Origin of the sequence: Bordetella ansorpii (assembly GCF_900078315.1) — a bacterium.
Classification (GTDB): Bacteria; Pseudomonadota; Gammaproteobacteria; order Burkholderiales; family Burkholderiaceae_B; genus Bordetella; species Bordetella ansorpii.
The window spans coordinates 236,843-262,982 of sequence record NZ_FKBS01000014.1; the positions used below are offsets into that span (position 1 = coordinate 236,843).

Consider the following 26,140-nt stretch of genomic DNA (forward strand, 5'->3'; position numbering starts at 1 on the left):
CGGGAAAAGCCGCACGGCGAGCCCATGGCCCGCCGCCGGCCTGCTCAAGCCAGTTCGCGCAGCAGCAGATTCCAGAACTGCACACGCATTTCCAGCGTGGACACCAGGATGTGCTCGTGCAGCGTGTGCGCGCCGTCGCCATCCGCGCCCAGCCCGTCCAGCGTGGGTACGAAGGCCGAGGTGAAATTGGCGTCGCTGCCGCCGCCCGTCATCGGCGCGTCTTCCAGCACGAAGCCGGCCCGTTGCGCATAGCCGCGCGCCAGGTCCAGCAGCGCCGTCACGGCGGCGTCCTTGACCATGGGCGGACGGTTCAGCTCGACGTCGATGTCCAGTTCCATGTCCGGGCCCACGGCGCACAACTCGCGCATGCGGCGCAGCACGTCCTGCGCGGCGCCCATGTCGGGGACACGGAAGTCGACCACGCAGTTGCACAGCGCCGGCACGGTGTTGGTGGTGGTGCCGCCTTCGATCGTGCCCACGCTGACGGTGACGCCGCGGCTATAGTCGGTCATGGCTTCCAGCGCCAGCACCTGGTGCGCCATTTCGCGGATGGCGCTGCGGCCCAACGGGTGCTGGACGCCGGCATGCGCGGCGCGGCCCTTCACGCCCAGGCGCAGCATGCCGGTGCCCTTGCGCGCGGTGACGCACTTGCCGCCATTGGCGCGAGCCGGTTCGCAGACCAGCCCGTACTTGGCGTTGCGGGCGTGGCGTTCGGTGTGTTCGCGCGAGGCGTGGCTGCCGGTTTCTTCGTCCGGCACCATCAGGAAATCGACTGGCAGCCGGGTGGCGCCGGGCGCCGTCAGGCCCGTCATGGCCGACAGCGCCAGGTACAGGCCCGCCTTCATGTCGTAGCCACCGGGGCCGTACAGCTTGTCGCCCTCGATGCGGATCGGGTTGGCACCCAGCGTGCCGATGGGATGCACGGTGTCCAGGTGCGCCAGCACCAGGATGCCGGGGCGTTCGTCGCCCGCCGCGCGATTGGTGGCGTACAGCAGCGGACCGGTGCGCGGGCCCAGCGGCGTCAGTTCCACGCGCAGGCCCAGCTTGCTGGCGAACGCCGCCACGATCTTGGCCATGGCGGCGACGCCGGCGGGCGAATTCGTGGGGGATTCGCAGCGCATCCATTCCTGGATGCCGTCGACCAGTCGGGCGGTGTCGGGTAGCGTACTCATTGATGGACCTTCTTGTGGTGTACGGCGGGTCTGTTGAGCGCCCGCCATCGAGGAATCAGCCCGCCGCCAGGCGTGCCATCGTATCGGCGTCCGGCATGCCGCCGTCGAACCACAGGCTGGCGCAGACGGCCGACATGGCGCGGCCGTCATGGCCGATGCCGGGCACGCTTTGCAGCGTCCAGTTGCACGGCACGCCGCGGCGCGTGGCTTCCGCACGGCCGGCTTCCAGGTAATGATGCGCGCGCGCGTAGCGATGCTCGCCTTGGCGCAGCGCCGCCGGCTCGGCGGGCAGGTACGGCCCTTCGGTGGCGATGTCCTGGTCGCCCGCCAGGATCTGCAGCGGATACGCCAGCAGGCGCTCGACGTGCGCGTCGGTCAGTCCGACCTTGCCCAGGCCTTCGGGGAAGGGCAGGTCCAGGGTGGGCAGGCTGTACCAGCCCGGATTGCCGATGGCCACGGCATGGTATGGCTCGGACGATTGGCTGCTCAGCAGGCGATGCACGAACTGCCCGCCGCCGGCATGGCCGAACAGGTAGACCGTTTTGCAGTCGCTGATCTCGCCCGCGCGCAGATCGGCCAGCACGCGGGCCGGCAGCGCGTAGGCCCAGCCATCGACGTGACGCGGATTGCCGCCCGCGCTGAAGACGCGGCCGTTGTTATAGCTTTCGACGCCGGGCCAGATCGCTTCGGAGAAGGTAGGCGCCACGATCAGCAGCTTGTGCCGGTCGGCGGCCTCGATCCAGTAGTCGCGATAATCGGCGCCGTTGCGCAGCACGCCATGTTGCACGATCACCACTGGCCGGTCAGCGGTGTACCCGTAGGGGCGGTAGGTGTGCAGCGTGAACGGCCGATCCGAGTTGCGGTCTTCGTCCACGTAGGCGATGGCGTTGCGGCCGGCATGGCCCAGTTCGAGGGCGATACGGTCGGCGTTGGAAAGATCCAGAGGGTTCATTGGTCTTTGATAAGCGTGCAGGGAGTGGCGCGTGTATCGGCCAGCGTGGCAAGAGTGTACGTCCGGCCGCCAACGCGGGGCGGGCGCCGCGCGGGCGGGCCGGGGCTTACGCGATGGCCCGCGCCAGCCGCACCACCGTCACGCCGGGCCGTGGCTGGCCCAGCGACGGCATGATCAGCACGCAGTTGTCGTACGGCGTCAGGACTTCCTCGTCGTCGTTCCAGCCGATCAAGGTGCCGGCCGACGGCAGGCATTCCAGGCCCTGCCAGGGTTGGGCGAAGCGGAAGTTCTCGTTCTTGCGGGTGATCGCGTGCGTGACTTCCAGCGCCTGCTGCGACGGCGCGTCCGGCATGAGCCAGCCATCGGGCAGCCGGGCACGGTCGAACGCGCCCGAGGCTGCCAGGAAGCGCGCCATCTGGTCGATGGCCACGTCGCGCGCCGAGGGGGCGCCGTGGAAGCCGCATTCGATCAGCAGCGAGCGCGTGCCGTTGTCGCCGGGCTCGCCGAAACGGCCATAGTCGCGCATGCGCACGCCCGCCGCGTGGCCGGCATCCGCGATGATCTTGGACGGCGTGCCCAGTTGCAGGCCCAGTTCGATGTTGCGCGGCAAGAGGCCGGTCAGCTGCAGCGGCACCTCGGAATTGCTCATCGAATGGATGTCCAGCAGCCAGTCGGCCTGTTCCACCCAGGGACGCAGTTCGGCGGCGCGGCGGCGTTCCTGCGTGGAGGGATCGGCGAGCTTGTCGGGGCTCCAGACGCGGTTCATGTCTTCCTCGACCAGGCGCGAGCGCAGGTAGTGCTCGGGATCGAAGCGGTCGAAAGCGGCCAGGTTGCAGAACGCCAGGGTCAGCGTGCCGCGGCCGGGCCGCAGGCCGCTGGCCAGGAACGTCTTCAGGGCCCAGGCGCCGCACAGCTCATTGCCGTGGACTAGCGCGCTGATCATGACATGGCGGCCGGGCACGCCGGAGTCGAAGTGCCAGACGCCGGGGGTATCGGTATTGCCGATGCGTTCGGCCGACAGGTCGGGACAGGCCAGCTCGAAAGGGCGGAGAGGGGCGGACATGGAGGCTCCGGAACTGCTTGGGTGTTGGGCCGGGTCGATCGGCCGATGGCAGGCGGCCGCCTCGGGGCGGGATGACCCGGGTGCAGCACGTGCCGTTCTGAATATGGAGCCATTCTAGGCCGGCGGCGTCCCGCCGCAACGCGCGGCGCCCATGTTGCGGATTTCCCTTTGGCGGGTCAGGCACGCCGGTTGCTGAAGGGCGTGAATCCGGGGTGTCCCATCAGCGGCTGCCCGGACGGCCGCCATCAGGCGGTATCCCACGATTTTCATGCAACACGAAGGAGGGGCTATGCGATCGATCATTCTTTGGATGCTGGGTGTGCCGATTCCCGTGATCATCCTGCTCGCCTTGTTCTGGCACTGAGCGGACCCAAACGCATATCCGCGAGGAGAACAAACATGAGCACTGTCACTACCCCCATGGCCGGCTATGCGCCGGCCGCCGTGGTTTCCAACGGCTCGGCCGTTTCCTGGGGCGCCGTCATTGCCGGCGCGGTGATCGCGGCGGCGCTGTCGGCCATGCTGCTGGTCGGAGGATCGGGATTGGGCTTCCTGGCCATGTCGCCCTGGAAGCAGGAAGGCGCCTCGGGCGGCACACTGGCCATCGGCACCATCGTCTGGCTGCTGGTCACGCAGGTGATCGCCTATGGCGTGGCCGGCTACGTGGCTGGCCGGCTGCGCACCCGCTGGACCGATGCGGCGGCCGACGAGATCTACTTTCGCGACACCGCGCACGGCTTTCTGGTGTGGGCGCTGAGCGCCGTGCTGGCCGTGGTGATGCTGGGCGCGGCGGCGGGGTCGTTGCTGAACACCGCGGGCCGCGCGGCCGGTGCGGTGGCCGGCTCCGCGGGGGACGCGGCGGCAGCGATGGCGCAGCACCGCGAACGCCCGAACATGCCCGGCTTCTCGCTGGACTACTTCACGGATGCGTTGCTGCGTCCCGCCGATGCGGCGCCGCCGGAAACCAACGGCGATCCCCGCCGCGAAGTCAGCCGCATCCTGGCCAACAGCCTGTCGGAAGGGAAACTGTCCGAACAGGACCGCGCCTATCTGGTGAAGCTGGTGGCGCGCCGCGCGGGCGTGGACGAGGCCACGGCGCAGCAACGCGTCGACCAGTTGGCCGACCAGGCCCGCCAGGCCGCGGCCAAGGCGGAACAGAAGGCGCGCGAAGCAGCCGATGCCGCCCGCAAGGCGGCCGCCGTGTTCGCGTTGTGGGCTTTCGCCTCCCTGCTGATCGGCGCTTTCGTCGCCAGTTGGACGGCGACCTGGGGCGGCCGCGCGCGCGACCGGTGAGCTTCTCGTTCCTCAACACTGTTGCCGGACCCTCGGGCTGCTGGCACCGGCCGCCTGCGGGGCGGCTTTTTTCCCGATTCCAGAGTGACGATGATCATGGCGGACGGCAAGAGCAGGACACGGACGGTGGAGCGCGATATGGCGGAACTGCACCACTGCCTTGGGGAATGGGCGGATGGCGCGCACGCGGGCTTGGCGTTGAAGCGCCTGGTGGAGGCGGGCTGGGGCGATTTGCCCATGCCCGCATCGGGTCGGACGCTCGAGCGCTGGGCAGTGCTGGCGGCGGTCGGTGAGCGTGACCTGGTGTTGGCCAAGTTGCTGGAGAGTCATGCCGATGCGCTGGCCATCTTGCACGAATTGCGCGGCGCGGCGTGTGCATCGCCGGGGCAGACCTGGGCGGTGTGGTGCGCGGAGCCGCCCGATCGCCGCCTGGAATTCCGCCACGGCGGGCAAGAGGGCGTCACTTTGCATGGCGTGAAGGCATGGTGCTCCGCCGCGCAATGGGTCACGCACGCGGTGGTCAGCGGCTGGAACGGCCGTGGCGAGCCTTGCCTGGCGGCCGTGGACATGTCGCAGCCCGAAGTACGCGCCACCACGCAGGGCTGGCATGCCGTGGGCATGGCGGGCACCGCCAGTGGCGACGTCCAATTCGACGGCGCTCGCGCTATTGCCCTGGGTGAACCTCGTGCCTACACCGAGCGGCCGGGTTTCATGCATGGCGCTGCCGGTGTGGCGGCCTGTTGGTATGGCGGGGCGGCGGGCATTGCGCGCCATTTGCATCGGCTTGCCCGGCGGCGGCAGGACGATGCTTTCGTGCAGGCGCATCTGGGGGCGGTGGATGTGGCGCTGGCGCAGGCGGCCAGCTTGCTGCGCGGCGCCGCCGCGAGTATCGATGCCTCCCCGTTCGATAACTGTGCTGTGCCGGTTCAGCGGGCTCGTCTGGCTGTCGAAGCGACCGTGCAGACCGTGCTGGAGCGCGCGCCGCGTGCCCTGGGCGCCGGGCCGCTGTGCAAGGATGCCGGCCTGGCGCGCCTGTTTGCCGACCTGCCCGTATACCTGCGTCAGAGCCACGCGGAACGCGATCTTGCCGCGCACGGCAAGGCAATGGCCATGCTGCCAGCGGAGCCGGCATGGACGCTGTAGTGCCACGGCTTATTCTTGGGGAAGGGACGGCCGAGTCCCGCTGGCAGGCGTGGATGCAATCCCATCCCGTGATGCACGCCGATGCGGCAGCGTTGCTGCGGGATAGCGGCATCGTGCACGTCGTGGCGCCGCATCCCGATGATGAGATCCTCGCATGTGCGGGGTTGATCCGGCGATGGCATGCGTTGGGTGCCGCGATCCACATCATCGCCGTCACGGACGGCGAAGCCAGCCACCCCGGTTCGCGGCAGTGGTCGCCCTCGCAATTGGCGGCCGAGCGCTCGCGTGAGAGCGAGCAGGCATTGGCGGCATTGAATGTGCCGGCTACCCGGACACGCCTGGCGCTGCCGGATGGACAAGTCGCGGCCCGCGAACAGGAACTGGTGCAGCGCTTGTCCCAGTGGCTGTCGCCGGGCGGCCTGGTCATCGCACCCTGGAGTCTGGATGGCCATCCAGACCACGAAGCGGCGGGCCGGGCCAGCCGGCATGCCGCGAGTGCCAAGGAATGCCGGTGTCTCGAAGCGCCGATCTGGGGATGGCATTGGGCCGCCCCCGAGGACGGCAGCTTTCCGTGGCCCAGGGCGGTGGCGGTGCGGCTGGGCGAGGATGACCTGCGCGCCAAGCACCGCGCCATCGCGCAGTTTCGCAGTCAGCTCGAGCCCGATCCCAGCACGGGGAATGCGCCGATCCTGCCCGGATTCGCATTGGCTCGCGTGTTGCGTCCGTTCGAGGTGCTGCTGCGATGACCGACTTCGATGCGATGTACCGCCTCGAATCCGATCCGTGGCGGTTGCGGACGGAGTGGTACGAGCGCCGCAAGCTTGACCTGCTCATGGCCTGTCTGCCACGGCAACGCTACGGGCAGGCCCTGGATCTGGGATGCGGGGAGGGCGAGGCCGTACGGCGCCTGGCCAGCCGTTGCGACCGGGTATACGCCGTCGACGGGTCGGATGCCGCCGTCGCGCGATGCCGTCAGTGGATCGAGCAATCGGGCAGCACGCACGTCAGCGCGCATGCGCTGCAACTGCCGTGGCAGTGGCCCGCGGGCACGCTGGACTCGACGGACCTGATCGTGGTGTCCGAGTTGGCCTACTACCTCGACGATCGCGACCTCGATGTCTTTGTGGGCCAATGCCTGCGCTGCCTGGCGCCAGGAGGGGACTGGGTGATGTGCCACTACACCGAAGACTTTCATGACCGCCGCCAGGCGACCTCGCGCGTGCATTCACGCGTGGACGCCCTGTCGGGGTTCGGCCGGATCGTCATGCATGAGGACGCGCGTTTCCGCCTGGACGTCTGGCGCAAGCCGGGAGGCGCGGAATGATCGGGATCTGTATTCCGGCGCACGATGAAGAGGACTACATCGACCGTTGCCTGGCATCGGTGGTGGGCGCCTCGCGCCATGAAGGCTTGAACGGAGAACCCGTCGAGATCGTGGTGGTGCTGGATGCCTGCGGCGACGGCACGGCGGAACGAGCCAGCGCCTGGGGCGTCACCCTGTTGCCGGTGCACCATCGCAACGTCGGCGTGGCGCGTGCCGTTGGCGCCACGCACTTGATCGAGGCGGGAGCACGCTGGCTGGCCTTTACGGACGCCGATACGCGGGTATCCGAATCATGGTTGACGGATCAGTTGGCCCTGCGCGCCGAGGTGGTGTGCGGAACCGTCGGCGTCACGGATTGGGACAGCCATGGCATACATGCCGAAACGGCGCGAGCGGGCTTTCTCGCCGCCTATCAGGACCGGGAGGGGCATCGCCATGTGCATGGGGCCAACCTGGGCATCGACGTGCAGGCTTATCTGCGGATCGGCGGTTTCGAGGCGCTGGCCTGCAGCGAGGACCAGGCTTTGGTGGATCGCTTCGAGCGGGCCGGGGCGGTGATCGCATGGTCGGCACGCCCCAGGGTCACGACCAGCGCGAGAGCCTATTCCCGCGTGACGGGGGGCTTCGCCACGACACTGCGGCAGGCCTGGTGCAGCGATGCGGCTGGCGCCGACCGGCCCTCGGGCGAAGCGGTGCGCATGCCCGCCTGACGCCCTTGCCGCAGAGCGGAAAAACAAACGTCCCAAGGCCGAAACAGCGGTCTTGGGACGTTTGCCTTACTGCGACTTCAATACTGCACAACAGCTACTGCTTCAAGCTCGGGTATGCGAAACAACGACTGCACTTGCTACTGCTGACTGCATACTGCGCAACAACCACTGCACTACAACTGCTTCAAGCTTGGGCACTGCGAGACAACGACTGCATTTGCTACGACTTCAACTACGTACTGCCAACAACAACTGCGGTACTGCAACAACATCGAACTTGGGTACTGCGGAAAACAACGACTGCACTTGCGGGTACTTCAACTCAGGCACTACACGACAACAACTGCACAACATCGGGGCGCCATGTCCGGGCAGGCGCTGCTCGCGGGGACATGGCGGGCGGCGCGGGTGAGGCCGGGCCGCGTGACCGCCGGGACGTGAGTGGACCGGGCTGGGCGGGAGATCGGTCGCCGCCCGGTACGCACGTCGGGACGGCTTACCAGTGCGAACCGCTGAAGCGCGCGTTCTGGGCGCGGGCGCGGTTCATCGTTTCGTGGACTTCGTCAAAAAAGGCGAACAGATTGCCGATCGCGCGGGCAACACCCGAAACGGCGGACATCAGCACGTTTTGGGCACGCAGGGACGAAGGGTTTTCCATTGCGCCACGCAGCAGGTCACGTTCCAGCGCATCGGTCAGACGGCTATTGGTGTTCAGGCTCAGGTCGCTCATGGTGGACTCCAGTTGGTCTATCAGTAGAAACGATTATAGGGATAACCCTAGATCGAGCGCAAGCAGAATTTAGGGGAAAACCCTAGGTGTGGCGAAAACGCACTTTTCCACAGGCAAGCCAGCGCCGCTTCTCCGACGAACCAGATCCGCGTAGAGCCTGTTGATTCAATGAAATTGCTTATAAATCAACGGGTTGATTGTTGTTTGGGTGGCTGGGGAGACTTTCGGGTGTGCTGCGAGCCCGTGAGAAATGCCGTGTCGGCGGCACGCAACATCAGGGGATCGGTGGGCCGGCCGGGTCGCCGGCGTACCCCGCTATTGACCAAGACATGTCATCTGAAGGTTCTTGGCCGCCAGCGGTCAGGCGGCGATCGGAGGGCGCCCCGTTCTGATCAGCCGTTGCGGATCCGCCGGGCCGCATCAGCCAGTTCACCAGCCGTCAGTCCGATAGGCCCGATGCCGGCCTCGACCAGCCGGTCGGCTGCCGCGCCATGCAGCCAGACGGCGCCCGGTACCGCTTGGTCCAATGGGATGCGTTGCGCGATCAGGCTGCCCATCATGCCGGCCAGCACGTCGCCCGTGCCTGCCGTGGCCAGGCCGGGATTGCCAGTGGTGTTGATGGCGCAGTGCCCGTCCGGGCGGCATACCAGCGTGCCGGCGCCTTTCAGCACGATCCACGCGGCGTAGCGGCGGGCCAGGGCCTGCGCCGCTTCGGGGCGGTTGGCCTGCACGTCGGCGGTGGTGCAGCCCAGCAGCCGGGCGGCTTCGGCGGGGTGGGGCGTCAGCGCCACGGGCGCCTGGCCCCATTGCGCGGCCACCGTGCCCTGGGCCAGCAGGTTCAGCGCATCGGCGTCCAACACCATCGACGCCTGGCCGCGCCGCGCGAACAGGGTGGATAGCGCCTTGGCAGCCAATGGGCCGGTGCCCAGGCCGCAACCTGCCACCCAGGTCGTGATACCCAGGTCGGCGCCGGCAAGCAAGCTGTCCGCGTCGCGCAGCATCAACTCCAGTTGCATGGGGTCGCAAGCCAGGGGCGGACTTGCCTGCGCGAAGCCCACGAATACCTTGCCCGCGCCGGTGCGCAACGCGGCGCGTCCGGCCAGCAGCGCCGCACCCGCCATGCCGGGGCCTCCGCCCAGCACGGCCAGCGTGCCATGCGTGCCCTTGTGCGAGTCGTCGGCGCGTGCGGTGAACAGCGCGGGCAGATGCTCGCGCAGGATAGGAGCGGGCGTAGTGTTCATGGGCTGATACGTCGGGCGGGCAGGCGGTGGACGATCCCTCTATAGTGCCTGATGTGGGGGCTTGGCCCCTACGCCGGGGTCGGCGGGATGGCGCTTCACGCGGCGCCGCCCCTCCGAGGCCGCCCGGCGTCGACAACATGCCTTTCGTGCGCTCCGGCGTGCGGCGCGAAAAGAAAAATGCGGGTCATGGCCCGCAACATATCCAGGAGACCAACGATGCTCAATTCCGAGCTGGATCATTACGCTCATTATCAATCGCTCAAGTTACGCCGCCACCCGCATGGCGTGCTGGAAGTCATCATGGGATCGCCCCAGCATCAGCCGGGCCGCCTGTCCACGGCCGATGACCGCATGCATCGCGAGCTGGCCGACATCTGGCGCGACGTCGACACCGATCCCGACACGCGCGCCGTGGTGCTGCGTGGCGAAGGCAAGGGCTTCTCCGGGGGCGGCGACCTGGACCTGGTGCAGCAGATGGCCGACGACTTCGAGATCCGCGCCCGCGTGTGGCGCGAGGCGCGCGACCTGGTCTACAACGTGATCAATTGCGGCAAGCCCATCGTGTCGGCCATGCATGGCGCGGCAGTGGGGGCGGGGCTGGTGGCGGGCCTGCTGGCCGACATCTCGATCGCCACGCGCGATGCGCGCATCATCGACGGCCATACCCGGCTGGGCGTGGCGGCGGGCGACCATGCCGCCATCGTCTGGCCCCTGCTGTGCGGCATGGCCAAGGCCAAATACTACTTGCTGCTGTGCGAGACGGTCAGCGGGGAAGAGGCCGAGCGCATCGGCCTGGTGTCGCTGTGCGTGGACGAGGCGGACCTGCTGCCGCGCGCGTTCGAGGTAGCCAATCGTCTGGCCACGGGGTCGCAGACGGCCATCCGCTGGACCAAGTATGCATTGAACAACTGGCTGCGGCAGGCGGGGCCCAGCTTCGATACGTCGTTGGCGCTGGAGTTCATGGGCTTTGCCGGGCCGGACGTGCGGGAAGGCATCCAATCGCTGCGCGAACGGCGGCCGCCGAACTTCACGTCGAACGCGCCGTTCTGATGCGGGTGCGCCGGCTGCCGCTATTTCTTCTCGAAGAACTTCGCGAACGCCTGCTGGGCCTCGGGCGTGGCCAGCCGCTGGCGGAACGCATCGGCTTCTACCGATAACGTGTCGTGCAGCGCTGCCCGGTCCGCGCGCCGCATCAGCGACTTGCTGATGCGCAGCGAACCGGCGGGCAGCGCGGCCAACTGCGCGGCGGTGGCCTGGGCCGCTGCCAGCGCACCGCCCGCCGGCGTCACACTGGTGACCAGGCCCGCCTCGCAGGCCTCGCGGGCATCGATGGCCTTGCCCAGCAGCAGCCATTGCGCCGCTTTGCGGGCGCCCGCCAGCCGCGCCATCATCAGGCTGGAGCCGCCTTCCGGACAAAGACCCAGCGACGTGAACGGCATGCGCAGCGTGGCGTTGTCGGCCGCATGCACGAAGTCGCAGTGCTGCAGCAGCGTCACGCCCACGCCGATGGCGTAGCCTTCGACCGCCGCGATCACCGGCACGTCCAGGTCGATCAGCGCGCGCAGGAAAGCCAGGCCCGCGCTGTCGCCCGCCGGCCGGTTGGGTTGCGCCTGGAAATCGCGCAGGTCGTTGCCCGCGGTGAAGTGCGTGCCCGCGCCGGTCAGGATCACGGCGGCCAGGCCGGGATCGTCGTTGGCGCGCTTCAGCTGCACGGTCAGTTCGCCGTAGGCGGCCAGGTGCAGGGCATTGCGGCGCTCGGGGCGGTTGATGGTCAGCGTCAGCACCGCGCCTTCACGCGCGCTGACCACGCCGGTGTCTTCTGCGGGGGCGTTCATCAGAAGGCTCCGGCGGCCAGGCGCGCGCGGGCGGCCGTGTACTCGGCGTGCAGCCGCGCCACGATCTCGCCGGCCGGCTGCACGCTGTCGATGGCGCCCACGCCCTGGCCCGCGCCCCAGATGTCCTTCCAGGGCTTGGTGCGCGAGCTGCCGAAGTTCGACGCGCCGGCCTCGGGCACGGGCAGGGCGGCGGGGTCCAGGCCCGCCGCGACGATGCTGGATTTCAGGTAGTTGCCCGGTATGCCGGTGAAGAAGGGGGTGTACAGGATGTCGGAGGCGCTGGCCTCGACGATGGCCTGCTTGTAGCCCTCGGCCGCATTGGCTTCGGCGCTGGCGATGAAGCGCGTGCCGATGTAGGCGAAGTCCGCGCCCATGGCCTGCGTGGCCAGGATGGCGTCGCCGGTCGCGATGGCGCCCGACAGGATCAGCGGGCCATCGTAGAAGCGGCGCACTTCGGATACCAGCGCCAGCGGGTTCAGGGTGCCGGCGTGGCCGCCCGCGCCCGCGCACACCAGGATCAGGCCGTCCACGCCCGCCTCCAGCGCCTTCTCGGCGTGGCGCAGCGTGGTCACGTCGTGGAAGACCTTGCCGCCCCAGGCGTGCACCCCCGCGACCACGTCGCCCGGCGCGCGCAGGCTGGTGATGATGTAGGGCACCTTGTGGCGCTCGCACGATTGCAGGTCGTGTTCCAGCCGGTCGTTCGAGGTGTGGATGATCTGGTTGACCGCATAGGGTGCGACCTTGCGCCGCGGCTCGGCCTCGCGCAGCGATTGCAGGCCGCCGTTGATCTCGTCCAGCCATTCGTCCAGCAGGGTCTGCGGACGGGCGTTCAGGGCGGGAAACGAGCCCATGACCCCGGCCGCGCACTGCGCCAGCACCAGCTTGGGGTTGGACACGATGAACATGGGCGAACACACCACGGGCAGCGTCATGCGGGCGTACAGGTCCGTGACGGTGGCGGGACGGGCGGAAACGGCGGGTGTAGTCATGCAAGCTCCTCGACAAGGGACGGGGATTGTCCGAACGCGGCGGGCCGTCCTATAATTATCTACCGGTCGTCCGGTAATTAAATCGCTACACAAATTTAACGGCAGGCCCCGTCGCGCTGTCAATGCGCGAAAGGCTCGATCCTCATGGCAGAACCGTCCACTTCCCCCCGCCGCGGCCGTCCTCCTACGCTGGAGGCCCCGCGCGAACGCATCCTGGCCGCCGCGGCCAGCCTGTTCGCCCAAAGCGGCTACGAGAACAGCTCCATCGCCGACCTGGCGGGCCAGTTGGGCGTGTCCAAGGCGGCCATCTATCACTACTACCCGACCAAGCAGGACATCTACGACGCCATCATCCTCGCGACCATCGAGGGGTTGTCGCAGGCGGTGCGCTCGGCCGTCGCCCAGGCCGAACCGGGCCTGCCCAAGCTGCGCGCCTTCATGCAGGCGCATGCCGGCTTCTTCGAGCGTCACCATGCCCAGTTCGTCACCATGCTGATCGGCTATTCCGGCATGGCGCTGCCCGAGCGCGCCGACGCGGCACGCCTGCGCGACGGCTACGAGGCCCTGCTGCGCGAAGTGCTGGCCGAAGGCGTGGCGCAAGGCCATTTGCGGGCTGTCGACGTGGCGGCCACGGGCCGCGCGGTGCTGTCCATGCTGAACTGGATGGTGCGCTGGTACAAGCCCGGCCAGGGCGACAGCGCGCAGCGCATCGCCGAGGGCTATTTCGATCTGATCACCAACGGCCTGCGTCCCTGACGCGGGTTTTTCTCTCTTCTCTTGATTCGCCAGGAACCCCGATGGCTCTGGACAACGAAACCCTGACCCTGCTGCTGGACGCGGTGCGCCGCTTCGTCAACGAACGCCTGGTGCCCGCCGAGGACGAACTGGCGTCCACGGGCGTGATGCCCGAAGGCATCGTCCAGGAGATGCGCGAACTGGGCCTGTTCGGCCTGTCCATCTCGCCCGACTACGGCGGCCTGGGCCTGACGATGGAAGAGGAAGTGCGTGTCGTCTTCGAACTGGGCCAGACCTCGCCGGCCTTCCGTTCGCTGGCGGGCACCAACATCGGCATCGGCTCGCAGTCCATCGTGATGAGCGGCACCGACGAGCAGCGCAACCACTACCTGCCGCTCTTGGCCAGCGGCGAGGTGGTCGGCTCGTTCGCCCTGACCGAGCCCGAGGCCGGTTCGGATGCCATGTCGCTGCGCACCAGCGCCGTGCGCGATGGCGACCACTACATTCTGAACGGCACCAAGCGCTTCATCACCAACGCGCCCATCGCGGGCCTGTTCTCGGTCATGGCGCGCACTTCGCAGGAGCGCGGCGCGGATTCCATCTCGTGCTTTCTGGTCGAGGCCGGCACGCCGGGCCTGACGCTGGGCAAGCCCGACAAGAAGATGGGGCAGGCCGGCGCGCTGACCTGCGATGTGGTGTTCGAGGATTGCCGCGTGCCCGCTTCCAGCCTGCTGGGCGGCAAGGAAGGCACGGGATTCCGCACCGCCATGCGCGTGCTGGACAAGGGCCGCCTGCACATCTCGGCGTTGTGCGTGGGTATTGCCGAGCGCCTGGTGCGCGACGCAGCCCGCTATGCGCTGGAACGCAAGCAGTTCGGCCAGCCCATCGCCGATTTCCAGCTGGTGCAGGCCATGCTGGCCGACAGCCAGACCGAGCTGTATGCCGCCCGCTGCATGGTGCTGGACGCCGCGCGCAAGCGCGACCGCGGCGAGAACACCACGCTGGAAGCCGCCTGCTGCAAGCTGTATGCCAGCGAGATGGTGGGCCGCGTGGCCGACCGAGCGGTGCAGATCCACGGCGGCGCGGGTTATATGGCCGAGTACGCGGTCGAACGCTTCTACCGCGACGTGCGCCTGTTCCGCATCTATGAAGGCACCTCGCAGGTGCAGCAGGTGGTGATCGCGCGTGAAGTGCTGAAAGCCCACCGCTGAAGCGTTTTCACGGCAGGTGTCCCCATTGTGTCCGGGGGGCACAAGAACGTGCGCAAAACGGAACATGCCGGGCGGTTCGCGCGGCTAATATGGTCGATTCCCCTTCTTAGACAGTGCCTGAATCATGTCGCAACGCTCCGCTCCCCTGACCGGCATTCGCGTGCTGGACCTGACCCGTGTGCTCGCCGGTCCCTGGTGCACCCAGAACCTGGCCGATCTGGGCGCCGAGGTCACCAAGATCGAGCGGCCCGGCGCGGGCGACGACACGCGCGAGTGGGGCCCTCCGTACCTGAAGGACGAGCACGGCAACGACACCACCGAGGCGGCCTACTACCTCTCGGCCAACCGCAACAAGCTGTCGGTGGCGCTGGACATCGCCACGCCGCGTGGCGCCGAGCTGGTGCGTGAACTGGCGGCGCAAAGCGACGTGCTGGTCGAGAACTTCAAGGTGGGCGGCCTGCGCAAGTACGGCCTGGACTACGACAGCCTGAGCCAGATCAATCCGCGCCTCATCTATTGCTCCATCACGGGCTTCGGCCAGACCGGCCCGTACGCCAGCCGTCCCGGCTACGACTTCATGATCCAGGGCATGGGCGGCCTGATGAGCATCACCGGCGAGCGCGACGACCTGCCTGGCGGCGGTCCGCAGAAGGCCGGCGTGGCCGTGGCCGACCTGATGACCGGCATGTACTCCACCGTGGGCATCCTGGCCGCGCTGCACGAGCGTGCGCGCAGTGGCCTGGGCCAGCACCTGGACATGGCGCTGCTCGACTGCCAGGTGGCCATGATGGCCAACCAGAACCTCAATTTCATGACCTCGGGCAAGGCGCCGCGCCGCGCCGGCAACGCGCACCAGAACCTGGTGCCGTACCAGGTGTTCGCCGCGCGCGACGGCCACCTGATCGTGGCCGTGGGCAACGACAGCCAGTTCCGCAACTACAGCCGCGTCATCGGCCTGCCCGAGCTGTCCGCCGATCCGCGCTACGCCACCAACCCGCAGCGCGTGCAGAACCGCGGCACGCTGGTGCCCTTGCTGGCCGAGCGTATGGCCACCGGCGAGCGCGACAGGTGGCTGGCCGAACTGGAGGCCGCGGGCGTGCCCGCCGGTCCCATCAACACGCTGGACCAGGTCTACCAGGATCCGCAGGTGCTGGCACGCAACATGCGGCTCGAACTGCCGCATCCCGCCGCGGGCAAGGTGCCCATGGCGGCCAGCCCGCTGAAATTCTCCGGCAGTCCCGTGCAGTACCGCCACGCGCCGCCCATGCTGGGCCAGCACACCCGGCAGGTGCTGCAAGAGCGCCTGGGCCTGTCCGAAGACGATATCCAGGCGCTGGCGCAACCCGGGGCCTGAGGCCTGCGCACCAGCCGCCATCCAACCATAGAGAAGACGAGGAGCCATACGATGAAGGACATCCAGACGATCGGCGTCGTGGGCGCGGGCGCCATGGGGCGCGGCATCGCCCAGATCGCCGCGCAGGCCGGCCTGACGGTCCGCCTGTACGACACCAGCGCGGACGCCATCGCGGCCGCGCGCGAATCGTTGCGCCAGACCTGGGACAAACTCACGCAGAAGGGCAAGCTCAGCCACGAGCACGCCAGCGCCGCGCTCGGGCGCGTCGTGGCGGCTCCCAACCTGGAAGCCCTGGCGGACTGCCAACTGGTGATCGAGGCCATCGTCGAGCGCCTGGACGTCAAGCGCGAATTGTTCGCCAAGCTGGAAGCCATCGTCGGCGCCGACTGCATCCTGGCGTCGAACACCTCGTCGCTGTCCATCACCGCCATCGCGGCCGGCTGCAAGCAGCCGCAGCGCGTGGCGGGCTATCACTTCTTCAACCCCGTGCCGCTGATGAAGGTGGTCGAGGTGATCGACGGCCTGCGCACCGATCCGGCCGCCGGCGACGTGCTGGCCGAGCTGGCGCGCCGCATGGGCCACACGCCCGTGCGCGCCAAGGACATGCCCGGCTTCATCGTCAACCATGCCGGTCGAGGCATGAACATCGACGGGCTGCGCACCGCGCAGGAAGGCGTGGCCACGTTCAGCCAGATCGACGCCATCATGCGCGAGCAGGCCGGCTTCCGCATGGGCCCGTTCGAGCTGCTGGACCTGACCGCGCTGGACGTATCGCATCCGGTGATGGAGTCCATCTACCGCCAGTTCTTCGACGAGCCGCGCTTTCGTCCGTCGCCCATCACCACCGTGCGCCTGGCGGGTGGGCTGGTGGGCCGCAAGGCGGGCGAAGGCTTCTACGTCTACCAGGACGGCCAGAAGCAGGTGCCGGCCGAGCCGCCCGTGCCGGCTGCCAAGGCTGGCCTGAAGGTGTGGATCAGCCCCAGGCATGCCGATGGCCACGCACGCGCCGCCGCGCTGCTGCGCACGCTGGGCGCCGAGCCCGTTGCCGCGGCCAAGCCGCCGGCCGATGCGCTGATCGTGGTCTCGCCGTTTGGTGAAGACGTTTCCACCTGCGTGGCCGACCAGGGCCTGGATGCCGCGCGCACCGTGGGACTGGATACGCTGCATGCCTTCGAGCCCACGCGCCGCCGCACGTTGATGGTGTCGCCGGCTACGACGGCCGAATGGCGCGATGCCGCGCACGCGCTGTTCGCCGCCGATGGCGCGCCGGTCACGGTGGTGCAGGACTCGGCGGGTTTCGTCGCGCAGCGCATCGTGGCCAGCATCGTCAACATCGCCTGCGACATCGCGCAGCAGGGCATCGCCACGCCGGAAGATATCGATCTGGCCGTGACCCTGGGGCTGGGCTATCCGGCCGGTCCGCTCACGCTGGGCGACGAGCTGGGCAGCGAGCGCATTCTGGAGATCCTGCGCAACATGCAGCGCGTCACGGGCGACATGCGCTACCGCCCCAGCCTGTGGCTGCAGCGGCGGGTGCAATTGGGCATGTCGCTGCGGGAAGCCGCGCGGACGTAAGATTTTCCTGGGCCTGCGTGGCTCTGGTCATCACACGGACAGCCGGCTGCGTGCCGGCCGTTTCGTTGTTGGGCGGTTCGGAAGTGGCGCCGGCGCGTTGCCAGCCCGCGATTTATTTGGACGCGTTGACCATGTACTCGACGGCCGCGCGGAAGTCGGCGTCCGACGCATTCATGGCGCCGCCCTTGGGCGGCATCGCGCCCTTGCCTTGCGTGGCGACCTTCACCATGGTGTCCAGGCCCGTGGCGATGTAAGGTGCCCAGGCGGCCTTGTCGCCCAGCTTGGGCGCGTTGGCGACGCCCGTGCCATGACAGGCGAAACAGGTGGTCTTGTAGAGCTTTTCGCCAGCCGGATTGACGGCGGCCTGTTGTTCGGGCTGCGGGGCCGGCGCCGGTGCCTGCTGTTGCGGGGCAGGGGCCTGCGCCTGTTGCGGCGCGGGCGCGGCGGGGGCGGCTGCCGCAGGGGCTGGAGTCGGGGCAGCGTCGGCGGTCTTCTCTGCCTTCTTCTCGGGCTCTTTCGGTTCCGGGAAGTCGCCGCCGGACTTGTTCGCCATGTAGGCGACGGCGCGCGCGATCTCGAAGTCGTCCAGTCCGGGATTGCCGCCCTTGGCCGGCATCGCGCCCTTGCCGTGGATGGCCACCTTGAGCATCTCGTCGAAACCCGTCTTGATGAAAGGCGCCCAGGCGGTCTTGTCGCCCAGCTTGGGCGCGCCGGCGGCGCCCGACGTGTGGCAGGCGGTACAGGTGGACTGGAAGACTTGCTCGCCCGTCTTGAAGACCTTGGGCGCGTTGGCATCGACGAGCTCGAAGCCGGCGACCGGCATGATGCGCTTTTCGACGGCCTTGGGGGTCATCGTGTCGGAACCCGCCCCCACCTTGTCGGCGGAGGTGACGTAGTTCACCAACAGAAGAATGACGGCGATGGGGATGATGAAAGACAGGGCGATCGTGACGGCCAACTGCTTCGGTGTCTTGATCGGGGACGCGTGTTCTTGATGTTCTGCCTGATGCTCGTTGCTCATAGCCTTTCCTGCGTAACGGGTACTAGGGGCGCCTTGTTGGCGGCAACTTTTACTCTTGTACGGCGGGCAGGCTAGCACCCAGGACTGCAGTGGCCTCCCTCCACTTCCTCCTCAAGCGGACGATTATATCTACAAAGGTCGATGCGCCAAGACCGCATTGCACAAGGGCTGGCGGGCTTGTCCGAAAAGTCCGGTACAATAGCCGCCGCGCTGTGCCCGTAGTTCAATGGATAGAATGAGAGTTTCCGAAGCTCTTGATACAGGTTCGATTCCTGTCGGGCGCGCCAGCAGATCAAGGGGCTTACGTTTTCGTGTATCCACGTTGTATCCAAGCCGCGCAAATTAGCGCGAGTTCTTGAGAACAAACGAGCGCTAGTCTCCGATGCGATGTCGGTCGTACATCGCAGCCATCTTGGCCTTCTCCACCTGATTGGCCTCACCGTCGATCTGGAATAGACGCGGAAGAACATCTGTGCGTTCTTGTGCCCCATCTGGCGCGATAGGGATCCCGGGTTCATCCCCGCGTGCAGTCCGAACGCTGCGAACGTGTGCTGGGTCTTCCTGGCATCCCGGTCCTGTATTCCCACCGCTTTCAGCGTCGGGCGTCATACCTTTTGAACGGCGTGGGTGGTGTCTACGAATGGCAGGCCAGTCGGAGCGTTGATGACGATCTGCGTACCCATCTTGCCTATCTTGAACGCCATCGCCCCCAGCTGCCGGGCGGGATCATGATGTTACTGAAGGCTTTCGCCGCGATGGCTCATTGCGATGTCTAAGCAAGCCCACGCCCTGTTACCGCATGGTTTGAATGCAGCATCGGAAGCGTCGCGTATGTGCTGCCTTCTACCCGTTGTTGCGCGAGCAATCTGGTTCAGCCTCGCTCGCAACCAGTCGCGTTGCACACTTAAATTTCGCTGAGAGCGAACTTGTGCTATTGCGGCGAACCCGCCACACATCAGGCTCCGCCACAGCCGGATTTGCGGATGCGTGGCGCGTTTCGAACATTTGAACACCGTCTTCTAGCGGTAGAGGATTGCCCTCAAGAAGGCTGTCTATATCAGATAAGTCGTCGACATGGACCAATAGGACGTTGGTTGTCTGTGCCAACTGACGTGCCGATGGCGTGAATGACGACTGGCTCACTACCACCCCACGGTCCGCTTCATAGTGCAACCGAGCAGCAACCGCTTCTTGAACGGCACCGTTGCCGACCGGCGACGAGTAGCATTTGCACTGAATTACGATGCGATAGCCATCGCGCTCAGCTTCGATATCCGCGCCTTGATCGCCGGACGCCTTTGTCACATTCGAGGTCCATCCATTACTGCGAAGGATTTCAGCACATCTATGCTCGAACTCAACTCCCGCCTGCTGCCTGGACGGCTTGGCAGACCTCAGCGCCCCGTCGGTGCTATCCGAATCATCCACGGCTGCGGAGGTGAATTCATCAAGGATAGCTTCTACTTCAAATTCCATCTCTCCTACCGAAACCACATCCTCAGGGTCTACTGCGGTGGGTAGCACCCGAGTCACGAAGTGGCGTAAATCCTTGCGCCACTTCGTGTCCTCAATCAGCCCGTACTCGTCCCGGACGCAGCCTTGACGACGTTTGCGCAATAGCACTCGGTGATGCTGTCCTACAGCTTGCCGGATCCGCGCCTCGCGAGCTCTGGCAGCTATTAGCGCCTCACGTTTTTCAACACGCTCCAGAGTGAATGTGTACCACAGGAAAAATCCCGCGACGGCAATAGCGAGTATGAGTATGCATATCTGGCCGAACAAACCTAGTTCGCTCAAACCAGACACCAGAAGTATCCCTACGACCAACCATAGGATCAGTTCGGTGCGCAAAGACTTCAAAGGATCCACGACACCCCCCCAGGTACCAGTAAACGTTAATATTTACTTACGTCTGGAAATTGTACGGTATGAACAAGTCGTCTCTACCATCGGTGTATAGCCGCAGCTCTCAATACACCCAACACAAGGTGGACACGCTGTTGCGCCAGGCCCTGCGCTACTGCGCTATGGCCGGTGGCCAGACGTGGTGGGTCGAGGCCGAGACGCGTCCCGAACCTCGCCGCCTGCCGCGCCGATGGCACGACACGCTGACAGTATCGGCCATCGCGGCCTGACCCTTCGGAGAGCCGCAGGCAGCCATCGACGCAGTTTGAAGAAGGCAGCTTCATGCAAAACACCCCATGGTTCTGATGGCGACCCGTGGGGTGTTTCGCCAGGCTCTCCGTCAGGCCGCTTGGGGATACACTGCTTCGCCAAGATTCAGCATCAGCCGGTTGGCCCACGCGAACAGCGCGCTGGCATGCAGCGCATCGAGTATCTCGGTGTCCGACAGCCCCGCCTGGCGCAGCGCCTGCAGATCGGCAGCGCCCGTCTGGGCCGGCTGCTGCGTCAGCACCGTCGTAAACTGGATGATGGCGCGTTCGCGCGCGTTCGTGCCGGCCGTGGCCGGATCGGCGAACAACTGCGCGATCACGTCGTTGCGCTTGGCCAGTTGCTCGAAGCGCTGTGCATGCACGGACAGGCAGTACACGCAGCCGTTCACGCGCGACACCGCCGCCGTGGCCAGTTCGCGTTCTGCGCGGGCCAGTCCTCCCGACGAGTACATGATCGCGTTGAAGGCGGCCGAACGCTGGGCCAGCACCTCCGGCTGGTGGGCCAGCAGCAGATAGAAGTCGGACGATCGCGCCTTGGGATGGCTGGCATCCAGGATGGCATTTTGCTCGGGCGTCGCCGTCTGCGGATCGACCACCGGAATCCATGCTTTCCAGTCCAGCGTGCGGCTGGTGTAGCCGTTGATGTCCAGCGCCTGGCCAGGCGCGGGAAGATTGGCGGGATGCACGAACGAGTCGCTGATGCCGCCGGCGGGGCCCAGCCCCGTGGCTTCGCCGGCCGGCCCCAGTTCGGCCAATGCGCGCACGCCGGCCAGCAGCCGGCCCTGGTAGGCCACGTAGCCCACCAACTGGGCCAACATCACGATTTCCGGCACGGTCAGGCCGTGGTTGCGTAACGCGGCCAGGGCTTCGCGGTCGGCTGAGAGCGGATTGCTGGCCACCGAGGCCGAAAAATGCGCAATCGCTTGCGAACGTGCCGAGGTGCCGGTCGTCTGCACCGGTTCCCCTTGTGCATTCAGGCGATCCGCGTAGTGCCGGGCGAGTCCGTCCAGCGCATTGGCCAGGGCCACCGCGCGAGCGGCGTCCAGGCGTTCGGCCACGCTCAGGCCGCCGGAAAGCGCCGCCGAGAAGATCAGGTCGTCGCAGGCCTGGGTGGCCTGGATGACGGCGGGGCGGGCTTGCCTGACTTGCCAGGCATAGTCGGTGGACGCCAGGCCGGCAAGGGTGTCGATCACGTCCGGCGAGGCGGCAGGGGAAGAAGCAGTGTGCAGATCAGTCATTCGTGCTGTCCGGTAGAAGGCGGGATCAGGAACGCGAGTCAACCGCGGCCAGGCGGATGACGCGTTGCGTGGCGTCGGCGGGCGTCCATTCCGTGCCGTCCAGTTCGGGTTCGGCATAGGACTGGAGGACCGCCCAATGATGCTGGATGTCTTCGCGGTAGAACAGGCTGGCGATGCCCGTGGCCAGGCGCCGAGCGCCGTCGCTGATGGCGGGAATGTCGCCCGAGATCGTGCCGAACGACAAGGCCGCTGGATAGCAGAAGCAATGGATGCGCGACAGGCCCGGGCAGGCGCCCGGGGTGCGTTCCTGGAACTCGAAGACGGGCCCGAGGTCCGGCGAGGCCGACAGCTCGGCATCGTCCTGGCCGGGCGCGGGCGTGTGACGCTGCGACCATAGACGCACGTGCGGCGCAATGGAGGCGAACTCGGGCTTCTGCGCCCAGTCGATCTGGAAACCCGTCGAGACGATGAGGAAATCGGCTTCGAAGGTGCCTTGCGTCGTCGAGATGTGCAGCGGTCCGGGAGTGCCGTCGGCGCGCGCGGGCTGCTCCTGCACGCTCGTCACGGCGCAGTCCTGGTTGAAGAAGGCATTGGCATGGCGCGACACGCGCAGCGTGCTGCCGTGGGGCGGCGGCACCTGCTGGGCGTTGATGTACTGGCGGATGCGCCACTTCCATTCGTCCGGCAGGTCGTGGTGGCCATGCGTCAGGCCCGGCACGCCCGAAGCCTTGGACTTGTTGATGCGCGGGATGTCGGCGCGGCGGATCAGCAGGTCCACGCTGGCCGCGCCATGTTCGAGCGCCGTGGCGGCGCTGTCCATGGCCGAAGAGCCCGCGCCGACCACGGCGACCCGCTGGCCGCGCAGTTGGCCGTAGTCCATCACGTCAGAAGAGTGCGCCCAGCGCGCGCGGGCCACGCCACGCATGAAGGCCGGAATCGTCGGGCCGCCCAGCCCGTCGCGCCCCGTGGCCAGCACTACACGGCGGCACAGCAATGTGCGGATCGTCGCGTCGGCGGCGTCGCGCACCTTCAGGCGGACGAGGTGCTCGTCCAGCGGTTCCAGTGCGATCACTTCGGCCCCATTGGCCACGCGCGCGCGTGTCGCCTTGCGGTACCAGCGCAGATACGCCATCCATTGCAGCCGCGGAATCTTGTCCAGGGCGGTCCAGGCAGCCTCGCCGAACTGCGCGATGAACCAGGCGCGGAACGTCAGCGAGGGCACGCCCATTGCCGGGCCTGTCAGTTCCTTGGGCGAGCGCAGAGTCTCCATGCGGGCGGTCGTGGCCCAGGGGCCTTCGTAGCCCTCGGCGGCGCGGTCCAGCAGCAGCGCGAAGATGCCTTGCTGGGCCAGGCCGAAGGCGGCGGCCAGGCCCGCCTGGCCCGCGCCGATGATGATGACGTCCTCGACGGGTTGGCCGTCATGCGTGATGGGCGGCATCCAGCGCTTGCCGGGCCAGGCGATGCTGATGAGGTCGTCGGCCACGCGCGCATCGAGCGCCTGCAGGCCTGAGGAAACAGAAATCATGTGGGGGTGTCGCCAAGAAAAGCGGCCCTGCGTGGCAGGGCCGTCCCGTATTGTCGGTGCGAAAGGGCGGACGAGGCAATCAGTCGATATGGATGTTCGCGTCCTTGGCCACCTTGGCCCACTTCAGGCGGTCCGCATGCACGGTCTTGGCGAATTCGGCGGACGTCTCGACCCGGATGGTGTTGCCCTGGCTTTCGTAGCGCTCACGGATCTCGGGCTGCGCCAGCGCTTCGCGCACGGCCGTGTTGATCTTCTGCACGATGGCGTCGTCGGTGCCCTTGGGGGCGAAGATGCCGAACCAGATCGAGCTGTCGAAGTTCTCGGTGCCCGGGATGCCGCTGGAGGCGATGGTCGGTACGTCCTTGATGGCGGCCACCGGCTTGGCGGTGGTGACGCCCAGGAGGCGCACGGTGCCCGCCTTGTACTGCGGCAGCACGGTCTGCACCTGGTTCATGATGCAGCAGGTCTCGCCGCGCACCACCGACATGATGGCCTCGGGACCGCCCTTGTAAGGCACGTGGACCATGTCCAGGCCCAGGCGGGAGTTCAGTTCGGCAAAGGCCATGTGCGTGCCTGCGCCGTTGCCGGTCGAGGCGAAGTTGTACTTGCCCGGGTTGGCGCGCACGATCTTGACGAATTCTTCGAGCGTGCTGGCGTCGATGACCTTGGGGTTGATGGTCAACACGTTGGACACGTCCAGTACCGGCGCGACCGCGACGAAATCCTTCTCGACGTCGAAGGGCAGCGACTTGTAGAGCGCGGCATTGCTGCCGTGGGTGGCCGCCGTGCCGAAGACCAGCGTGTAGCCATCGGGCCGCGCCCGCGCGACGTACTCGCTGGCGATGTTGCCGGCCGCGCCGGCCTTGTAGTCGATGATGACGGGCTGGCCCAGTTTCCTGGCCAGTGGTTCCTGGATCTGGCGGGCAACGACGTCGACGCCCGAGCCGGCGGGAAAGCCCATGATGAGCGTGATGGGTTGCCTGGGCCAGTCGCTGGCCGAGGCGGCGGGCTGTTGGGCTTGAGCGCCGGCGGCGCCGGCCAGGAAGGCCGTTGCGGCCAGGGCGCGCAGGGTGTGACGAGAAAGGATGCGGAACATGAACAGCTTCTGGTGGTCGCCGACCGTGGCCGGGTAGGCTGGGTGGCCGAGAGTGACTTGTGCAGCGCAGTAATTTGCGCGGTCATAAAACTATAAGAAATAACTGCCGTATTTTTTAATAGATATTAGAAATAAGAATATGAGTGCCTGCCCTGGGGACGTCCCGCCCTTGGCCTGTCGTAGTCATTCTGCCGCGCGAGGGGCTGCCGCAGGCCGTGGAGGGCTTGCCCTCGCCCGTGCCAGCGCGCGCGCCAATCGGCGGTATGCTGCCCGCTTCACTGGAAGGTCCATGTCTCGTCCTCTCAAGCCCGTTGTTCCCTTTGTGCAGGATGCCGGCACGCGCCGTTCGCTGCACTTCACCGCCCAGGAAATCCAGAGCAGCATGTCGCTGCTGAATCCCGACGCGCTGGAGATCGAGTACACGCGGATGATGATGGGGTTCCTGCTGTTCAACGCCACGCCGCGCCACATCCTGATGGTGGGCCTGGGTGGCGGATCGCTGCCGAAGTTCTGCCATCGCTACCTGCCGCAGTCGCGCATCACCGTGGTCGAGATCGACCCGGCGGTGATTGCGTTACGCGAAGCCTTCATGGTGCCTCCGGACAGCGAACGCTTCCAGGTGGTGCAGGCCGATGCGGCACATTACGTGGGTCAGTTGAACGAGGAGGCCGACGTGGTGCTGCTGGATGGCTACGTGCCGGGCGGCATTCCCGCGCCGCTGTGTACGCCCGCGTTCTATGCGGACTGCCATCGCGCGCTGCGTGAAGACGGCCTGCTGGTGAACAACTTCCACTTCAACCATGCCGACTATCACCAGTATCTGGAGCGGCTGCGCGAGGCGTTCGGCAACGCGATGTTCGAGGTGGTCGACGACGACATGACCAACAGCGTGGTGTTCGCCTGCAAGGGCGACTTGCTGGAGGATCCGGCGGCGGCCGAGGTCAAGCGGCCGGCCTCGATGGCCAAGGAGGGGTGGCGGCAGTTGCGGGAGACCTTCAAGGTAATCGGGGCGACGCTGGAGCTGCGGTAGCGGGGCGGCTACTTGAAGTAGCGCCGGTGTTCGACCACCGTGCCGACGATGGCCAGCGGCTGGCGGTCGCTGTAGAGGCTGGCGAAGTCTTCGTTCAGCGGGACGAGTTCGAAGATGTCGTTGCCGTGCTGATCCACCCCGCGCGGGCGGTACTTCTTGAAGGTGGCTTCTTCGCCGCCGTTCATGGCGATGACGAACGAGCCAGGGCCGGGGCGGATGTCCTGATCGACGATGATCTTGTCGCCAGGCTGGAACATCGGGGCCATTGACAGGCCCCGCACGATCAGTGCGAAGGCGCGGTCCGACCGCCCCAGGTCGGATATCAGATATTCCAGCGTTTCTCCGTTGAACCCGAAGCCGACGTCGGTGAGGTTGCCGGCCTGCACGTAATTGAGCACGGGGATGCGTCGTGCGTTGCCCAGGGAGGGGGCGCCGCCGCCCGGTTCAGCATGGGTGGAATACAGCCACCCGGGCGCTTTGCCGAAGGCGCGTTCGATACGGTCGGCCATTTTGGCGCCTATGCCGCGGCGAGGCTCGTCGCTGGCGATCTGCCAGGCCTGGGCGGGTGAGATGCCGACGATTTCGGCGAAGCGCGCGATGGATCCCGCCTGCCGTACAAGCTCGCGGGTATTGCGGTGGGCGGTTGCGGAGAGGCTCATCACGGCGTCCTGGTAAACCGGGAAGTATCCAATGATACACAATCTAATGATTGAGTTTTTGGATATCTAT

The 26,140-nt window shown here is 66.9% G+C and carries 25 protein-coding genes and 1 tRNA gene; 13 read left to right on the forward strand and 13 right to left on the reverse strand.

The window, feature by feature from the left end; all coding sequences use genetic code 11:
• Positions 1-44: 44 nt before the first annotated feature.
• From A7W11_RS08730 to A7W11_RS08740, 3 genes are all read right to left on the reverse strand, one after another.
• Positions 45-1,172, reverse strand: coding sequence for a M20 family metallopeptidase (locus A7W11_RS08730; protein WP_066410619.1), 1,128 nt, complete (start codon positions 1,170-1,172; stop codon positions 45-47).
• Positions 1,173-1,227: 55 nt separating this feature from the next.
• A complete protein-coding gene (locus A7W11_RS08735) occupies positions 1,228-2,124 on the reverse strand; it encodes an alpha/beta hydrolase family protein (protein ID WP_066410620.1) in 897 nt (298 codons plus the stop codon).
• Positions 2,125-2,230: 106 nt separating this feature from the next.
• Positions 2,231-3,187, reverse strand: coding sequence for a M14 family metallopeptidase (locus A7W11_RS08740; protein WP_066410621.1), 957 nt, complete (start codon positions 3,185-3,187; stop codon positions 2,231-2,233).
• 399 nt (positions 3,188-3,586) lie between these two features.
• On the opposite strand from A7W11_RS08740, the gene A7W11_RS08745 reads away from it, so the two are divergent.
• From A7W11_RS08745 to A7W11_RS08765, 5 genes are all read left to right on the forward strand, one after another.
• Entirely contained in the window at positions 3,587-4,480 is an 894-nt protein-coding gene (locus tag A7W11_RS08745; protein WP_066410622.1) for a hypothetical protein, read from the forward strand.
• A gap of 96 nt (positions 4,481-4,576) precedes the next feature.
• On the forward strand, positions 4,577-5,623 hold the full coding sequence (locus tag A7W11_RS08750; protein WP_235816830.1) for an acyl-CoA dehydrogenase family protein: 1,047 nt from the start codon (positions 4,577-4,579) through the stop codon (positions 5,621-5,623).
• A 53-nt stretch (positions 5,624-5,676) separates the two neighbouring features.
• The gene (locus A7W11_RS08755; protein ID WP_235816831.1) at positions 5,677-6,369 is read left to right on the forward strand and encodes a PIG-L deacetylase family protein; all 693 of its coding nucleotides are present in this window, start codon (positions 5,677-5,679) and stop codon (positions 6,367-6,369) included.
• Complete coding sequence (locus A7W11_RS08760) at positions 6,366-6,947, forward strand: class I SAM-dependent methyltransferase (RefSeq protein ID WP_066410625.1); 582 nt, start codon at positions 6,366-6,368, stop codon at positions 6,945-6,947. The genes A7W11_RS08755 and A7W11_RS08760 overlap by 4 nt, the downstream gene beginning before the upstream one ends.
• Positions 6,944-7,657, forward strand: a complete 714-nt coding sequence (locus A7W11_RS08765) for a glycosyltransferase family 2 protein (RefSeq protein WP_066410626.1) — start codon at positions 6,944-6,946, stop codon at positions 7,655-7,657. The genes A7W11_RS08760 and A7W11_RS08765 overlap by 4 nt, the downstream gene beginning before the upstream one ends.
• A gap of 496 nt (positions 7,658-8,153) precedes the next feature.
• Here A7W11_RS08765 and A7W11_RS08770 read toward each other — a convergent pair whose 3' ends face one another.
• The gene (locus tag A7W11_RS08770; protein ID WP_066128559.1) at positions 8,154-8,387 is read right to left on the reverse strand and encodes a hypothetical protein; all 234 of its coding nucleotides are present in this window, start codon (positions 8,385-8,387) and stop codon (positions 8,154-8,156) included.
• Between the two features lie 392 nt (positions 8,388-8,779).
• Positions 8,780-9,628, reverse strand: a complete 849-nt coding sequence (locus tag A7W11_RS08775) for an NAD(P)H-hydrate dehydratase (protein WP_066410627.1) — start codon at positions 9,626-9,628, stop codon at positions 8,780-8,782.
• Between the two features lie 216 nt (positions 9,629-9,844).
• On the opposite strand from A7W11_RS08775, the gene A7W11_RS08780 reads away from it, so the two are divergent.
• Positions 9,845-10,678, forward strand: a complete 834-nt coding sequence (locus A7W11_RS08780; protein WP_066410628.1) for an enoyl-CoA hydratase/isomerase family protein — start codon at positions 9,845-9,847, stop codon at positions 10,676-10,678.
• A gap of 20 nt (positions 10,679-10,698) precedes the next feature.
• On the opposite strand, the gene A7W11_RS08785 is transcribed toward A7W11_RS08780, so the two are convergent.
• Together A7W11_RS08785 and A7W11_RS08790 are read right to left on the reverse strand one after the other, a co-directional pair.
• On the reverse strand, positions 10,699-11,463 hold the full coding sequence (locus A7W11_RS08785; RefSeq protein WP_066410630.1) for an enoyl-CoA hydratase-related protein: 765 nt from the start codon (positions 11,461-11,463) through the stop codon (positions 10,699-10,701).
• Complete coding sequence (locus A7W11_RS08790) at positions 11,463-12,452, reverse strand: NAD(P)H-dependent flavin oxidoreductase (RefSeq protein ID WP_066410631.1); 990 nt, start codon at positions 12,450-12,452, stop codon at positions 11,463-11,465. Before A7W11_RS08790 ends, A7W11_RS08785 begins: the two co-directional genes overlap by 1 nt.
• A gap of 144 nt (positions 12,453-12,596) precedes the next feature.
• On the opposite strand from A7W11_RS08790, the gene A7W11_RS08795 reads away from it, so the two are divergent.
• From A7W11_RS08795 to A7W11_RS08810, 4 genes are all read left to right on the forward strand, one after another.
• Positions 12,597-13,208: a TetR/AcrR family transcriptional regulator gene (locus A7W11_RS08795; RefSeq protein WP_066410635.1), complete on the forward strand. Its 612-nt coding sequence runs from the start codon at positions 12,597-12,599 to the stop codon at positions 13,206-13,208.
• A gap of 41 nt (positions 13,209-13,249) precedes the next feature.
• On the forward strand, positions 13,250-14,398 hold the full coding sequence (locus tag A7W11_RS08800; RefSeq protein ID WP_066410637.1) for an acyl-CoA dehydrogenase family protein: 1,149 nt from the start codon (positions 13,250-13,252) through the stop codon (positions 14,396-14,398).
• 124 nt (positions 14,399-14,522) lie between these two features.
• A complete protein-coding gene (locus A7W11_RS08805; protein ID WP_066410641.1) occupies positions 14,523-15,752 on the forward strand; it encodes a CaiB/BaiF CoA transferase family protein in 1,230 nt (409 codons plus the stop codon).
• Positions 15,753-15,803: 51 nt separating this feature from the next.
• Positions 15,804-17,327 carry a 3-hydroxyacyl-CoA dehydrogenase gene (locus A7W11_RS08810; protein ID WP_066410642.1) on the forward strand — a complete coding sequence of 508 codons (1,524 nt, stop codon included), beginning with the start codon at positions 15,804-15,806 and terminating at the stop codon, positions 17,325-17,327.
• Positions 17,328-17,439: 112 nt separating this feature from the next.
• Here A7W11_RS08810 and A7W11_RS08815 read toward each other — a convergent pair whose 3' ends face one another.
• Positions 17,440-18,348: a c-type cytochrome gene (locus A7W11_RS08815; protein WP_066410643.1), complete on the reverse strand. Its 909-nt coding sequence runs from the start codon at positions 18,346-18,348 to the stop codon at positions 17,440-17,442.
• Between the two features lie 212 nt (positions 18,349-18,560).
• Between A7W11_RS08815 and A7W11_RS08820 the strand changes: the two genes are divergently transcribed.
• Positions 18,561-18,635: transfer RNA gene (locus A7W11_RS08820), tRNA-Arg, on the forward strand.
• Positions 18,636-19,191: 556 nt separating this feature from the next.
• On the opposite strand, the gene A7W11_RS27365 is transcribed toward A7W11_RS08820, so the two are convergent.
• Positions 19,192-20,217, reverse strand: coding sequence for a restriction endonuclease (locus A7W11_RS27365; protein WP_156523032.1), 1,026 nt, complete (start codon positions 20,215-20,217; stop codon positions 19,192-19,194).
• Positions 20,218-20,276: 59 nt separating this feature from the next.
• Between A7W11_RS27365 and A7W11_RS08825 the strand changes: the two genes are divergently transcribed.
• The gene (locus A7W11_RS08825) at positions 20,277-20,483 is read left to right on the forward strand and encodes a hypothetical protein (protein ID WP_066410645.1); all 207 of its coding nucleotides are present in this window, start codon (positions 20,277-20,279) and stop codon (positions 20,481-20,483) included.
• A 110-nt stretch (positions 20,484-20,593) separates the two neighbouring features.
• On the opposite strand, the gene A7W11_RS27370 is transcribed toward A7W11_RS08825, so the two are convergent.
• The 3 genes from A7W11_RS27370 to A7W11_RS08840 form a co-directional block, all read right to left on the reverse strand.
• On the reverse strand, positions 20,594-21,760 hold the full coding sequence (locus A7W11_RS27370) for a CMD domain-containing protein (RefSeq protein WP_082887161.1): 1,167 nt from the start codon (positions 21,758-21,760) through the stop codon (positions 20,594-20,596).
• A 25-nt stretch (positions 21,761-21,785) separates the two neighbouring features.
• Positions 21,786-23,285: a flavin-containing monooxygenase gene (locus A7W11_RS08835; protein WP_066410647.1), complete on the reverse strand. Its 1,500-nt coding sequence runs from the start codon at positions 23,283-23,285 to the stop codon at positions 21,786-21,788.
• 79 nt (positions 23,286-23,364) lie between these two features.
• Positions 23,365-24,381: a Bug family tripartite tricarboxylate transporter substrate binding protein gene (locus A7W11_RS08840; RefSeq protein WP_066410649.1), complete on the reverse strand. Its 1,017-nt coding sequence runs from the start codon at positions 24,379-24,381 to the stop codon at positions 23,365-23,367.
• A 289-nt stretch (positions 24,382-24,670) separates the two neighbouring features.
• On the opposite strand from A7W11_RS08840, the gene A7W11_RS08845 reads away from it, so the two are divergent.
• The gene (locus A7W11_RS08845; protein WP_066410651.1) at positions 24,671-25,411 is read left to right on the forward strand and encodes a fused MFS/spermidine synthase; all 741 of its coding nucleotides are present in this window, start codon (positions 24,671-24,673) and stop codon (positions 25,409-25,411) included.
• 8 nt (positions 25,412-25,419) lie between these two features.
• On the opposite strand, the gene A7W11_RS08850 is transcribed toward A7W11_RS08845, so the two are convergent.
• Entirely contained in the window at positions 25,420-26,070 is a 651-nt protein-coding gene (locus A7W11_RS08850; RefSeq protein ID WP_066410653.1) for a LexA family protein, read from the reverse strand.
• Between the last annotated feature and the right edge of the window lie 70 nt (positions 26,071-26,140).